Source organism: Pseudomonas sp. 2995-1, from assembly GCF_002742505.1.
In the GTDB taxonomy this organism is placed as follows: domain Bacteria; phylum Pseudomonadota; class Gammaproteobacteria; order Pseudomonadales; family Pseudomonadaceae; genus Aquipseudomonas; species Aquipseudomonas sivasensis.
The window spans coordinates 50849-64328 of record NZ_LJSA01000328.1; the positions used below are offsets into that span (position 1 = coordinate 50849).

The window sequence follows — 13480 nt, forward strand, 5'->3', positions numbered from 1 at the left end:
AAGGAGCATGAGATGAACACGTTTACCCGTCTATCGATGGCCATCGGCATGGTCCTGTTGCCGCACCTGGTGCTGGCAGATACCCCGGCACCGATCAAACCCAAAGTGATGCTGATCACCATGTTCGCGCCCGAGGCACAAACCTGGATCGACCGCCTGCAACTCAAGCAAGAAGTGCGCGTGCCGGGCCTGTCCGCCGAATACCCGGTGATCCGCTGCAACACCCAGGACGTGTGCCTGCTCGTCACCGGCATGGGCCAGACCAACGCTGCCGCCTCCACCCTGGCCCTGGCGTTGTCGCCCAAGTTCGACCTGCGCCAGAGCTACTTCCTGATCGCCGGGATCGCCGGCATCAGCCCCAAGCACGGCACCATCGGCACCGCTGCCTGGGCGCATTACCTGGTGGAGTTTGGAACGCAGTGGGAACTGGATTCGCGCGATGCGCCCAAGGACTGGCCGACCGGTTATATCGGCATCAACACCAAAGGCCCCAACGAAAAACCGCCGCTGGACTACAAGACCGAAGTGTTTGAGCTCAACCCCAAGCTGCAAGCCAAGGCGTTTGCCCTGTCGCAGAAAGTCGAGCTGACGGAAAGCAAAGAGTCGACGGCCTGGCGCAAGCACTACCCCGCCGCCCCGGCCAACCAGCCGCCGCAAGTCACCCGCTGCGACACCCTGGCGGGCAACACGTGGTTCTCCGGCACGCGCCTGAGCGAACGCGCCGAGGTCTGGACCAAGCTGCTCACGGATAACAAAGGCGAATACTGCACCACCCAGCAGGAAGATAACTCCACCTATGAGGCCCTGCTGCGCGCCAGTCGCGAGGGTTTGGTGGATATTCAGCGCCTGGCCGTGGTGCGAGCAGGTTCCGACTTCGACCGGCCTTACCCTGGCTACAGCGAGGTGGATAACCTGCTCAACTATGCGGACCAGGGCGGGTTCGTGCCGGCGCTGGAAAACCTGTACCGCACGGGCAATCCGCTGGTGCAGGCAATCCTCAACAACTGGTCAGCCTGGGAAAAAGGTGTTCCCGACGCGTGACGATTCCTGTGCCGGCGATGGCGTGCTTAGGGCCAATCGCCGGTAAGCCGGCGTCTACGGGATCGTATCAGGGCAGGAAGATGATTTTGTCTGCACTGCCCTGGTTCACGTCTTCGTAGCACTGCGCCCCTTCGGCCAGCGCCACTTCACGCAGGCCGACCGGCAGCGGCAGCAGCCCCTCATCAAAAAAGCGCCCGAACTGCTCCAGCATCACCGCGCACTGCTCGCAGCTGTAGAGCAATGAATTGATCCCCACCACCGAACCTCCCTTGCGGTACAGCGCCAGAGCCGGCAATTGCACATGACCGTCCACGGGCGCAGCAATGATGGCGATACGGCCAAAAGCCGCCAGACCCGCCACGGCGGCAGGCAGCCAGAAACCGGTGGTGTCGAAGATTACGTCGGCGCCGCCTGCGAACACGGCATTCACTTGCGTACCCAAGTCTTGCGGTTTAGCGAGGCTAATCGCCTCGAAACCTTGCGCTTGCAAAACCTCGACCTGCTCAACCCTGCGCACCGCCGCCAGCACCCGGGCGCCACGGATTTTCGCCAGGGCCAACGCCGCACTCCCCACGGCACCGTTGGCGCCGATCACCATCAACCGCGTGCCTTTGCCCACACCGCTGCGCTCCAGCGCATCCCAAGCGGTGGTGTACGGCACACCCAGGCTCGACGCCTGGGCAAAGCTCAAATGCGTAGGCTTATGGGCCACGCCCTTGGCAGACACCGTGAGGTATTGAGCGTGGGAGCCATCGGCAAAAAACCCAAGATCGCGGCCGGTGCCCCAGACTTCCCGGCCCACCAATGCCTGCGGGCCTTCAACCACCACGCCAGCAAAATCGCGACCAGGAATGCGTGGCAGCGTGGTGTAAGGGAAGCGACCGAGCACGTTCTTTACATCGCTGGGGTTGAGGCCCGCAGCCTGGATTTTTACCAACACTTCATCAGCGCCCGGCACCGGAGTGGGAACGTCGATAAAGCTGAGGGCATTGAGATCGCCAGTGGCGGAAAATTGCAGGGCTTTCATGGGCAGTACATCCATCGAAAAGAAAAAGACTTCAGGACAACCAGGCACTGACCAACTGTCGCCCCATGGGCCACAGTTTTTCGCCGATCAACATGCCCATCAGGCCGACAAGCGCGATGGCCGGCGGCGCGGGTGAGCGAAAATCCAGCGCACCATAAATCACGCCGACAAACAGGCCAATGGCGAGGGAGATCAAGTAATTCATGGGGGCAGCGCCGTGTGGGTTGGTGGCTCAGTGTAGGGAGCCCCTCCCGCTGGCATCGGCCAACTGCTTCAGGATTTCGGCCAAACCTCAGCCGGTGTAGTGCGAAGGGGCCACACCGAGTTCGCGGCGGAACATGTCGCTGAAGCTGCTCGGCGAATAGCCCAGGGACCGCGCAATCCCGCTGACCGACTGGCCCTGGATCAACTCCGCCACCGCCGTGGCGAGTTGCACTTGCCGGCGCCATTCGGCGAACCCCATGCCCAAGTGGTTCTGGAACAGCCGCGCCAGGGTACGCACGCTGGCACCGGCCACCCCGGCATGCTGCTCGAAGGGGATCACCAGGGAAGGCGCAGCCATGACCGCCTGGCACGCGCTGATCAGTCGACGGTCGGCTTCAATCGGCATGGCGATGCGGATCCGGGAGCGACGCGCCCGCTGCAACTCCAACATGGCCAGGCCGACCACCGCGTCGTAATACGCACCGTCGCCGCTATCGCCCTCCTCCACCAGCGTGACGATCAACTCGCGCAGCAACCCACCGACCTCAATCACCTGCACCTGGCTGTCCAGCGTCGCCGCCAAGGCAGGACGCAGGTAGATATTGCGCATCTGCAAATCCGACACTACGCGAATCCCGTGCTCGACACCCGGCGGCAGCCATACCGCGCGCTGTGGCGGCACCACCAGGGCTTCGCGTGGGGTCTCGACCCACATCACGCCGCTCATGGCGTAAAGCAATTGGCCCCACTCGTGCCTGTGGGGTTCCACATACCACCCACGCGGGTAAGTACGCGCCAGAGGTTGCACGGGGACAGCGTGATCACTGAGGTCAGGTGGCGCGGCCAGGGCCATGGGACGTACGTCAGTCTAGGATGAGCCACCATGGTAATGACCACCGCCCGACAATCCGAGTGAATTTTTGGCGTTCGTGGCGATCACTTGCTTACACCACCAGGGTTGATGGGCCGATGAATAACGCAAAACTGTTTGTGATCGATTACACCCTCCATGGCGAGGCCAAGTCATTCATTATCCGCCTGGAAAAACTCGATGCCGCCGAAGCTTGGCATTGGGCAAGCTGCGATGCCGGCGTCGGTCGTATTGGCCGTTTCGCCCGGGAGCAGGTCAAGAAGACCAGCCAGGTTCAGGCCGAGAAATTCGGCATCACCAACGTGCAATGGCGCCGCTCGGACGCGCGCGCCCAGGCTTGATCAAGGAGAGATACCCATGAATGTATGCGGCCAGGTCAATGGCAAGGCACGGATTGATTACACCCAGGACACCCTGTTTGGCCCACTGGCCAGGCATGTGGAATGCCAGGTGAGCGTGCAGCGCAAACCCGACAGACTGGTGCTGAAGGTGTTCCAGCCGCTCCCGGATGATCTGCATGCAGCGAAAACGGTGGTGTTTGCCCTGGAGGGGCGGCGGACCAGCGGGGTGGTCAGAGGTCGGCAGCGCCTGTCTGACCATAGCCTCCGGCTGGAGTTGGAAACCCAATAGCAGCTAACAGATAGATCAAATGTGGGAACGGTTTTGACCGCTCCCACCGCATTCAACCGTTGGCCGACTTGGCACACTCGCAGCCCGTAGCCGCAGCGCAGGGTTCACCATGGGCATGGTGTTCGGCACAGCCCTGGCAGCAATAGCCCTTACCGTCTTTCATCACCGCTTCGACACCCAATACACATTTGCAGTGTGGGCAGGCACAGGTTTGATCTGGCATGGTCAGACTCCTTCATCATGGTCGTCTCGGTACGGCGAGCGCCGGCACCTTAAGCAATGACTGCCGGCTCACGCAGATCGTTCAAACCATCAGTCGGTGCGCGTATTGCTGCGATACATGAACATCAGCGCCAGCGCCAGGCACACCATCGCCAGCATGCGACCGCCCGACAATTCGATGGCAGGATTGCCCAGCCAGCCGAAGTTATCGATCAGCATGCCCATGCCCAACTGCCCGGTGATCACCGCCACAGTGGCCACCGCCGTGCCGACCACCGGCACCGCACCGACCATCACCATCATGTACACCACGCCGAAAAGCGCGCCGGTCAGCTGCCATTTAGGCACGTCCAAGAGGCTCAACGCCTGTGCCGGTTCAAAGAAGAAAATCAACAGCGCGGTGGTGAGCGCCCCTACGGCAAAGGTCAGCAAACTGCTGCGCAACACACCCACTGTCTGGCCCAGGCGACCGTTGATCGCCGCCTGCACACTCAATACCGCACCGGCCGCGATGACCAGTACCAACAACAGAATCAGATTCATCGTCTTACCCTCGTGCGATCAGAACAAGTGCCACCACAATCAACGCCAGCGCGATCCAGCGCTCTCCATTGACTCGCTTGCGCGTCGTGCCGAACCAACCGAAATGGTCGATCAAAACGCTCTTGCCCACCTGTCCCGACAGTATCGCGATCATGGTCATCGCAATACCGATGTGCGGCGTGGCCAGGGTCAGTACCACCACGTACATCGGCCCCAGAAAACCGCCGATCAGCTGCCAGCGCGGCAAGTCCGTGAGCGCCGGGCCTTTTTGCGGACCGCTGAACAGCAGCAGCAAATACAGAATCGCCGAGCCCACGCCGAAGATGCTCAACGTCGCCCACAGGTGCCCCACCTGCACGCCCAACGGGCCGAGTAAACCGGCCTCCACCGACAAGCCCATACCGGCGAGGATCACCAGCGGCAACAACAGCAACCGCAGAAGGTTTTTTTTCGGCGTGGCGTTCGCCACACCCTCGATAGAACTGGCCTGCATACATCACCTGCGCATCAACAAATGGATTAATGGCGCGCATTATCCAGTGGCCGTCCTGTGCGATAAATGGGAGCATGCCAACAACACCTTTGCGCAAAACGCACAGCTTGGAGCCATGATGCAGGGTTTGAACGAGTTGAGTTTCAAGGCGCTGCGCCTGTTCGTCGCAGTGCTGGACCACGGCAGCTTCTCCGAAGTGGCGCGCCGCGAAAGCCTGGCGCCCTCCTCGATCTCGCGGCAGATCCAATTAATGGAGCAGGCCCTGGGGCAACAGTTGTTGTATCGGCACACCCGCGCCGTCAGCCCCACCGAGGCTGGGCGCCTGCTAGGGCGGCACGCGCGCCTGATGCTCGAACAACTGGAAGCCGCCGGCCAGGCCCTGCAGGAACAGGAAAGCGAGCCCAGCGGCCTGGTGCGTATCAATGCGCCGATGGTGTTCGGCCAGCGTCACCTCTCACCCTGGCTCGGCGAGTTGTGCCGCCGCTACCCCAAGCTGCAACTGGATATCCAGCAAACCGACACTTACGTCGACCCTCTGCAAGATGGCACCGACCTGCTATTTCGCATCGGCGTGCTCAACGACTCCGGCATGCAGGCCCGTATCTTTGCGCCCCAGCGCTTTCGCATCGCCGCCAGCCCTGCTTACCTGGCGAAGCACGGCACACCCTCGCACCCCGATGAACTGATCAACCACCAATGCCTGGCGTACAAGGGCATCACCGGCCAACAACGCTGGTTTTTCCGCCGCGACCAGGGCGACTGGACGCCCTACAGCGTCAAAGGCCCGATCACTGGCAACCACGCCGACACCCTCACCCACGCCGCCGAACAAGGCCTGGGGCTGGTGGTGTTTCCATCCTGGTTGATCGGCGAAAGCTTGCGCGCCGGCACGTTGCACGCGGTGCTGACAGAGTACGAAGTGGCGACCACGCTGGAGCCGCAGCAAATTGCGGCGTTGTGGCCAGGGAGCCGGCGCTTGTCGCTGAAGGTGAGGACCGTGATTGATTACTTTGTGGAGTGTTTTGGGGCGGTGCCTTATTGGGATCGCTGACTCAAAACACCCATTGCCCAATCAACCAAGCATTCGCCCCACTGATCACCACAAATAGAAACCACACCAACACCCTGGTGGGCAGGCTATTCACAAACGGTCCCATCAGTTGCTTGTCGCCAGTCATGCGAATCAGCGGATACAGCGCAAACGGCAGCTGCAGGCTCAGCACCACCTGGCTTAGGATCAGCAATTTGCCGATGGCATCGTCACCCATCAGCCACACCCCGAGAAACGCCGGGATCAGCGCCAGCCCCCGGGTAATCAGGCGCCGCTGCCAGCAGGGAATGCGCAGGTTCAGGTAGCCTTCCATGATCACTTGTCCGGCGATGGTGCCGGTAAACGTCGAGCTTTGCCCGGACGCCAGCAAGGCGACGCCGAACAGGATGCTGGCAAAGGCGCCACCCACCAACGGATCGAGCAGGTGGTAAGCATCCTGGATTTCCACCACGTCGGTGTGGCCGGTCTTGTGGAATGCGGCGGCGGCGAGTACCAGGATGGCGGCATTGACCAGCAGGGCTAGGGCCAGGGAGCCGATGGTGTCGATGCGCGCCAGCTTGACCGCGTCCTGTTTGCTGGCCAGGTCTTTACCGATCAGGCGGGTCTGCACGATTGAGCTGTGCAGGTAGAGATTATGGGGCATCACCGTAGCGCCCAGAATGCCGATGGCCAGGTACAGCGGCGCGGCATCGCTGATGGCCGACAGTGACGGCGTGAAGCCGCTGAAGACGTCCGGCCAATAGGGTTTGATCAACACCAGCTCGATAAAGAAACACACCCCGATGGTCGCCACCAACGCCAGCATGATCGCTTCCAAGCGGCGAAAGCCTCGGTTTTGCAGGGCAAGGATCAGCAGCGTGTCAAAGGCCGTGATCACAATACCGGTCGTCAGGGAAACGCCCAGCAGGAGGTGAAACGCCAAGGCGCAGCCGAGCACTTCGGCCAGGTCGGTGGCAATGATGGAGATTTCCGCCAACGCCCATTGGGTGCGGGCGGAGCGCTTGCTGTAGCGCTCGCGGCATAGTTGCGCCAGGTCTTTGCCGGTGGCGATGCCCAGTCGCGAGCACAGGCACTGCACCGCCATCCCCGCCAGGCTGGCCAGCAGCACCACAAACAGCAGGCTGTAGCCGTAGCGCGAACCGGCCTCGATGGCCGTAGCCCAGTTGCCCGGGTCCATGTAGCCAATGGAGATCAACAGGCCGGGGCCGGCAAACATGAGGGCACGCTTGAAGAACGACGCCTTGGGATCAACGGCGACAGAGCCCGCCACTTCCGGCGGGCAGAACGGGGCGGTAGCAATTTTCGGCAGGCTGAATTTCACGCGGTATCCCAGGCAAACACACTCGACAGCGCGCAGCTTATCAGTCGGACGCGACCGTGCGCATCACCGTGTCCCGTGGCAGGTCAAACGCTTCCACCACCTGCACCACGAGGTCCATCTCCTGGTTCAGCGCCTCACGCTCCATGCGCTGTCGAATCACACCGATCACCAACACTGCCAGGGTCGTAATCGAATACGCCGGACCGGAAAACGCCCGAACACCACTCACCAGCAGCATCGCGGCCGCCAGTGCCTGCCCGACCACCGGAATCGCTGAGGCCGCCCCACGACGCAGGATAAACCCGGTCAGCCCCGCCAGCGCCGTGCCGCTCAAAGCCGTGGTGGCCGAGCGCCCAACGTCGAAACGCTTGAACAGGCCCTGCTCTTTTTGCGCGGCCGCCTTGAGCTCCGCGTCGAAGACCTGCCGGTCGGCATTACTGAGCTTGTCCTTGTACTGCTCGATCAGCTTTTGCGCGACCTGGGTTTCGATCTCTGCCAGCGCAACCGTTTCAAGCGACTCGTCAAACTTGATCCCCAGGCGCTGCGCCACGTCTTCGGCGATCTGGCGATAACTTACGCCATGCCCACGAGCCAGATTCATAAAGCTATCGCCGCCCATGCGCTGTAACTCGATGGCCAGTTTGAGCGGCTCGCGCACCTTGGCATCAATCGATGCACTGCGCTTTTGCGCCATCAGTTCGGCGAGGAATTTCAACTCATCCGGCCGCGCCTGCACCAAGGCTGGGAACAGTTCCACATCCTCCTCGGCAAAGCGCACCTCGCTGCTGCGCTGGTCGGAGCGGATCATGCCGCGCCGCTCGTGCAACAGGTCGGTGTACTGCACCACCGTCTGCAATTGCGGCCAATAGGCGGCGTGATCGAAGGTAGCCAAGTGCACATTGGTGATCTTGGCCTTGAGTGCCGGCGTCACCTCAATTGCATAACGACCAATGCAGCGCTCGGTGTCCGGCTTAATGGCCAATGCCCAATCCTTGCTGGAGTGGCAGTTGATCAGCCGGCCCTTGAGTGGCGCCGACACCTCATCCCACGGGCTCGACGTACAGATCGCCCCGCCCATCAGCAGTAGATTGTCCAACGGCAGTTCACGCGCGGTTTCAGGGCTGGCCAGGAGGCTCTTGACCAGAATCCGCGCGCCCAGGGAATGGCCGATCAGATTGATACGCCGCACGTTCAGCGACTCACCGTGCAGGTAACCCGCCAGCTCCGGCAGCAAACTCTTGGCCACTTCGTCCACCCGCGCCTCGACGCTTTTGTAGTGGTCGAGGAAATAGGCAATTGCCTTGCCCACACCGACGGTCGCTGCGCCGACACTGCCGCCGCCGAGCATCGCGCCGATCACGTCCTTGAAAGGCGCAAACAGGTTTTCCAGGAAGTGCCCCGCGGGCCAGAACAGCATCAGGTTGGTGGAGCCTTCGATGCCCGCCAACTGCGCCTTGAAATTGCCCAGTTGTTGCCGGTTGAAAAACGCCGAATAACCGTGAACATAGAGATTGAGCACGTCCCCCTGAGGCTCGCCACACAGTAGGAATGTGGGCTTGCGGGTGCGGTGCATTTCATCCCACTGGTGTTGCATTGGGCGGTGACTCCGGGTGACAAGGGTGGGCGATAGTAACAAAGGCAAGGCCCAAGGGAGGTGAATCCTGACCGACGTGGCAGCAGCAAAGGCTTCAGAACTGCGCGCCAGCCTTTGAGTTAGCCAGGTAGCGCGCCGGAGAATCCCCCAGGTTGCGCCGGAACACCGACGTGAACGCACTGGAACTGCTGAAACCCAACCCGAGCGCCACCTCGGTGATGGAAGCGCCATGGCTTAGGCGTGCAGTGGCTTCCAGCAGGCACACCTGCTGGCGCCAGGACACAAACGTCATCCCCGTGTTTTCCTGGAAATGGCGGGTGAACGTGCGTCGACTCATGTTCGACCACTCAGCCATCTCGTCGAGGGTGATTTTTTGCGTGGGCGCCTCCAGGAAACGCTGACAGGCCCGCGCCAGCCGTGGTTCGCCAGGCAATGGCGCGCTGAGGGGCACCTCAGGCATCGCGCCGATCTCATCAATCAACAGCGTCAACACGCAGCGATGTCTCACATTGAGTGGCATTGAGGGATCGATAGCCAGCGCCGCCTCCAGCAAATGCCTGAGCAAGGGCGACACTTCAAACACCTGACAGCGCGCTTGCAACCCCGCGCGCAGGACGGCATCGGCGTTCAGGTAGGTATTGAGCATCACCACCTCCCCGCGCATCTGCATTTCATGGGGCACACCACCGGGCACCCAAATCGCCCGCTGCGGCGGCACCACCCAATTGCCGAGGTCGGTGAACATTTTCAACGCACCGGTGGAGGCATAGGCGAACTGCCCACGCGCGTGCGTGTGCCGCTCGAAAACAGTGCCATTGGGGTATTCGCGTAGCGTCACCACGGCGTCAGGGCTGGAAACATCAAAGGCTGGAATCATGGCCCGATCTTGTCAAAAGTTGACCTGACATAGCAAGCGGGCCAATCGAACTGCCCCTAACATCAACGCCCTTAAAGAAGCGTCATGACCTAGGGAACATTCCATGCTGAAAAAACACTTGGCGCTAGCCGTGCTCGTCACCCTGGTGTGGGGAGTGAATTTCCCCATCACCCAATTAGGCTTGCGCTCGATCGATCCCTTTGTGCTTACCGGCATCCGCTTTGCCTTGGCAGCCCTGCCCCTGGTGTTCTTCATCAAGCGCCCCGCCGTCAAGTTCAGCTACGTAGCCGCCTACGGTTTTATCTTCGGGCTGGGCATGTGGGGCGTAATCAACTACGGGATCCAGATCGGTGTGAGCCCTGGTATTGCTTCATTGATCATTCAACTCAGCGTGTTCTTCACCATGGGTTGGGGGTTTTTACTGTTCAAGGAGAACATCCGCAAGGCGCAGATCGTCGGCGCCTTGCTGGCGCTCAGCGGCCTGGCGGGCATCATTTCCACTCAGGAAGGCAACCACGCCGTCCTTGGGGTGATGTTGATCGTATTGAGCGCGCTGGCTTGGAGCGTGGGCAACGTCATCATCAAGAAGTCCGGGGTCAAGGAGATCTTCTCGTTCATGGTATGGGCCAGCCTGTTTCCGCCGATTCCACTGTTCCTCATGGCGTGGTGCATGCACGGCAGTAGCCCGTTCGAAGGCTTGAACGCCAGCCTCGACCTGGCAGCGATACTGTCCATCCTGTTCCAGGTGTACCTGGCCACGCACTTTGCCTACTGGGGCTGGAACTCGCTGCTCAAACTGTACCCCGTGTCCACAGTGGCGCCGCTGTCGTTGCTGATTCCCGTGTTCGGGATCAGCAGTTCGATGTTGATCATCGGTGAGCACGTTTCCACGCCGAACCTGATTTCGATTGCAATCATCATCGTCGGGTTGGCGGTGGGCTTGTGCCGCCGGCCATCGACACTCGCGCCTGCCGGGCTATCCTTGCGAAACCTCAGCAAGAAGCGCATTGCCCGTTAAAAACCGCGACACATCGGCCTGATACGCAGCAAAAACACAATTTTCAAAATGTAAAAAGCGCTCTAATACACGCCTGATGACTGGTTTTGAAGATCCTGGAGTTCGCAATGCCCCATGAAGGCAACCTGTTACAAGCAGCCGTGGTGTTCCTGCTCGCGGCCGTGCTGACCGTGCCCCTGGCCAAGCGCCTGCAATTGGGCGCGGTGTTGGGCTATCTGTTTGCTGGTGTGATCATTGGTCCATCGGTGCTCGGCCTGATAGGCAACCCGCAAAGCGTGGCGCAGTTTTCGGAGCTGGGAGTGGTGTTGCTGCTGTTCATCATTGGTCTGGAACTGTCGCCCAAGCGACTGTGGGTGATGCGCAAGGCGGTGTTTGGTGTCGGCCTGGCCCAGGTGCTGTTGACCGGGCTGGTCATGGCCGCAGTGGCGCTCTGGGTATTTGGCCAGGCCTGGAACAGCGCCATCGTGCTGGGCCTGGGCCTAGCGCTGTCGTCCACCGCGTTTGGCCTGCAAAGCCTGGCCGAGCGCAAGGAGCTCAACCAGCCCCACGGCCGGCTGGCGTTTGCCATCCTGCTGTTCCAGGACATCGCGGCGATCCCGCTGATCGCCATGGTGCCGCTGCTGGCCGGCAGCGACCACCCGACCACCGAAGCCCAGGGCGTACAACACGTCCTGCAGATCCTCGGCAGCATCGCTGTGGTGATCATTGGCGGGCGCTACCTGCTGCGGCCGGTGTTTCGCATCGTCGCCAAGACTGGCCTGCGCGAAGTGTCCACTGCCACCGCGCTGCTGGTAGTGATCGGCACAGCCTGGCTGATGGAACTGGTGGGCGTGTCCATGGCCCTCGGCGCCTTTCTCGCTGGCTTGCTGCTGGCGGATTCGGAGTACCGCCACGAACTGGAATCCCAGATCGAACCGTTCAAGGGCCTGCTGCTGGGCCTGTTCTTTATCAGCGTGGGCATGGGCGCCAACCTCAGCCTGCTACTCAGCTCGCCGCTGGTGGTGATCGGGCTGACCCTGCTGCTGATCGGCTTGAAACTACCGTTGCTGTACGCCGTTGGCCGACTGGTGGGCGACCTCAATCGCGAAAGCGCCCTGCGCCTGGGCGTGGTGCTGGCGGCCGGGGGTGAGTTTGCCTTCGTGGTGTTCAAGATCGGACGCGACCAAGGCCTGTTCGAACCCCACCTCTATGATGTGCTGGTGCTGACCATCACCCTTTCCATGGCCGTAACACCGCTGCTGTTGCTGGTGTGCCCGAAGCTGTTCAGGCCCAAGGTCAAGCCGGTGGAAGTGCCCGAGGAGTACCGCGCCATCGAAAGCGATGCGCCGCGTGTGGTCATCGCCGGCATGGGCCGTATGGGCCAGATTGTGGCGCGGATCCTGCGCGCCCAGAACATCTCGTTCATCGCCCTCGACACCTCGGTGGAAACCATCGAACTGACCCGCAGTTTCGGCGGCATGCCGGTGTTCTACGGCGACCCGCAGCGCCCCGAGATCCTGCACGCGGCCAAGGTCGACCAGGCCGAGTTCTTTGTGATCGCCATGGACGACCCGGAGATCAACATCAAGACCGCCGAGCTGGTGCGCACCCTCTACCCGCACATGAAAATCATCGCCCGCGCACGTAACCGCCAGCATGTGCACCGCCTGGTGGACCTGGACGCCTCGCCCGTTCGCGAGACGTTCTACTCCAGCCTGGAAATGAGCCGCCGCACCCTGGTCGGCCTGGGCTTGAGCCAGGCGCAAGCCGATGCGCGCATCACGCGCTTCAAGAACCACGACCTGCAAGTGCTGGCGGCGCAACACGCGGTGTACGACGATGCAGCGAAAGTGATGCAGACCGCTCAGGAAGCGCGGACAGAGTTGGCGCGGCTGTTTGAGATGGACCGACTTGAGGAAGAGTCCGACAAGGTGTGAGGCTATGGGTGAACGATCTTGCGAAAATTCTGACAGAATATGCCGCAATTTCGTTCACCCCTGGAGCGCTTCATGGCCACTTTCACCAAGACCGCCGCCCTGCTGGTCCTCGCGCTTACTGCCGGCAGTGTCTTCGCCGCCTCCAAGCCAACCATGCAAACCATCTCCACCCTGGGCGGCAAGTTCACCTTCAACCTGCCCAAGGCCTACGCTGCCGACACCTTGCCGGCTGGCAAGGCGGATGATGGCACCGCCGATACCCAAGGCACGATGTACGCCAACCAAACCACGAAGAGTGTGGTGATCGTCGCCGAAACCGTACGTAAAGACGGGGCAACCATTGGGGATAACGACGCGCAGTTCCTCGATGGCGCTGTGGCCGGCTTCGTCAAGGACCAGAGCGCAGCGCTGCCTGACTTCAAGAAGCAAAGCGAGAAAAAGCTGAACTTCAAGGGCCTGGGCCTGCGCCAGGTGGACAGCACCGCGACCCAGGGTGGTGGCAAGACGCTGCAATCCACTTTCCTCGGCGGCTCGGGAAATCACTTGCTGGTGATCCAGGCGATTTCACGGGCGGATGATGCCAAGGGGCATGCAGCGTTGGTGAAGCAGATTACCGGCGGTAAATAACCCGATCTCCCAAGCAACACAAAACCAATGTGGGAGCTGGCTTGC

At 61.3% G+C, this 13480-nt stretch carries 16 protein-coding genes; 7 read left to right on the plus strand and 9 right to left on the minus strand.

The annotated features are described in order from the left end of the window. The first annotated feature begins 12 nt into the window (after positions 1–12). Positions 13–1041, plus strand: coding sequence for a purine nucleoside permease (locus tag AOA61_RS08805; RefSeq protein WP_099601601.1), 1029 nt, complete (start codon positions 13–15; stop codon positions 1039–1041). Between the two features lie 67 nt (positions 1042–1108). Here AOA61_RS08805 and AOA61_RS08810 read toward each other — a convergent pair whose 3' ends face one another. The 3 genes from AOA61_RS08810 to AOA61_RS08820 form a co-directional block, all read right to left on the minus strand. Beyond that, positions 1109–2068: a zinc-binding alcohol dehydrogenase family protein gene (locus tag AOA61_RS08810; protein WP_099601602.1), complete on the minus strand. Its 960-nt coding sequence runs from the start codon at positions 2066–2068 to the stop codon at positions 1109–1111. 31 nt (positions 2069–2099) lie between these two features. Continuing rightward, entirely contained in the window at positions 2100–2273 is a 174-nt protein-coding gene (locus tag AOA61_RS08815) for a DUF1427 family protein (protein WP_081797626.1), read from the minus strand. Between the two features lie 87 nt (positions 2274–2360). Continuing rightward, positions 2361–3125 (minus strand): helix-turn-helix transcriptional regulator, encoded by a 765-nt coding sequence (locus tag AOA61_RS08820; RefSeq protein WP_099601603.1) that lies wholly within the window; start codon positions 3123–3125, stop codon positions 2361–2363. Positions 3126–3241: 116 nt separating this feature from the next. On the opposite strand from AOA61_RS08820, the gene AOA61_RS08825 reads away from it, so the two are divergent. Together AOA61_RS08825 and AOA61_RS08830 are read left to right on the plus strand one after the other, a co-directional pair. After that, a complete protein-coding gene (locus AOA61_RS08825; protein ID WP_032885356.1) occupies positions 3242–3484 on the plus strand; it encodes a DUF6555 family protein in 243 nt (80 codons plus the stop codon). A gap of 16 nt (positions 3485–3500) precedes the next feature. After that, on the plus strand, positions 3501–3773 hold the full coding sequence (locus AOA61_RS08830; protein ID WP_032885357.1) for a hypothetical protein: 273 nt from the start codon (positions 3501–3503) through the stop codon (positions 3771–3773). 52 nt (positions 3774–3825) lie between these two features. On the opposite strand, the gene AOA61_RS08835 is transcribed toward AOA61_RS08830, so the two are convergent. From AOA61_RS08835 to AOA61_RS08845, 3 genes are all read right to left on the minus strand, one after another. Beyond that, the gene (locus AOA61_RS08835; protein WP_095185981.1) at positions 3826–3996 is read right to left on the minus strand and encodes a metallothionein; all 171 of its coding nucleotides are present in this window, start codon (positions 3994–3996) and stop codon (positions 3826–3828) included. Positions 3997–4085: 89 nt separating this feature from the next. Continuing rightward, complete coding sequence (locus AOA61_RS08840) at positions 4086–4538, minus strand: DMT family transporter (RefSeq protein WP_099601604.1); 453 nt, start codon at positions 4536–4538, stop codon at positions 4086–4088. 4 nt (positions 4539–4542) lie between these two features. After that, positions 4543–5031: a DMT family transporter gene (locus AOA61_RS08845; protein WP_032885359.1), complete on the minus strand. Its 489-nt coding sequence runs from the start codon at positions 5029–5031 to the stop codon at positions 4543–4545. A 118-nt stretch (positions 5032–5149) separates the two neighbouring features. On the opposite strand from AOA61_RS08845, the gene AOA61_RS08850 reads away from it, so the two are divergent. Further along, positions 5150–6082: a LysR family transcriptional regulator gene (locus AOA61_RS08850; protein WP_095186030.1), complete on the plus strand. Its 933-nt coding sequence runs from the start codon at positions 5150–5152 to the stop codon at positions 6080–6082. A gap of 1 nt (position 6083) precedes the next feature. On the opposite strand, the gene AOA61_RS08855 is transcribed toward AOA61_RS08850, so the two are convergent. The 3 genes from AOA61_RS08855 to AOA61_RS08865 all read right to left on the minus strand — a co-directional run bounded on the left by AOA61_RS08855 (position 6084) and on the right by AOA61_RS08865 (position 9874). Beyond that, positions 6084–7403, minus strand: a complete 1320-nt coding sequence (locus AOA61_RS08855) for an Nramp family divalent metal transporter (protein ID WP_032885360.1) — start codon at positions 7401–7403, stop codon at positions 6084–6086. 40 nt (positions 7404–7443) lie between these two features. Further along, positions 7444–8997, minus strand: coding sequence for a DUF726 domain-containing protein (locus AOA61_RS08860; RefSeq protein WP_099601605.1), 1554 nt, complete (start codon positions 8995–8997; stop codon positions 7444–7446). A gap of 94 nt (positions 8998–9091) precedes the next feature. Beyond that, the gene (locus AOA61_RS08865; protein ID WP_099601606.1) at positions 9092–9874 is read right to left on the minus strand and encodes a helix-turn-helix domain-containing protein; all 783 of its coding nucleotides are present in this window, start codon (positions 9872–9874) and stop codon (positions 9092–9094) included. Between the two features lie 103 nt (positions 9875–9977). On the opposite strand from AOA61_RS08865, the gene AOA61_RS08870 reads away from it, so the two are divergent. The 3 genes from AOA61_RS08870 (at position 9978) to AOA61_RS08880 (ending at position 13435) form a co-directional block, all read left to right on the plus strand. Further along, entirely contained in the window at positions 9978–10892 is a 915-nt protein-coding gene (locus tag AOA61_RS08870) for an EamA family transporter (RefSeq protein ID WP_099601607.1), read from the plus strand. Positions 10893–10999: 107 nt separating this feature from the next. Continuing rightward, positions 11000–12808 carry a monovalent cation:proton antiporter-2 (CPA2) family protein gene (locus AOA61_RS08875; RefSeq protein ID WP_099601608.1) on the plus strand — a complete coding sequence of 603 codons (1809 nt, stop codon included), beginning with the start codon at positions 11000–11002 and terminating at the stop codon, positions 12806–12808. Between the two features lie 72 nt (positions 12809–12880). Further along, complete coding sequence (locus tag AOA61_RS08880) at positions 12881–13435, plus strand: hypothetical protein (protein WP_099601609.1); 555 nt, start codon at positions 12881–12883, stop codon at positions 13433–13435. Positions 13436–13480: the final 45 nt, after the last annotated feature.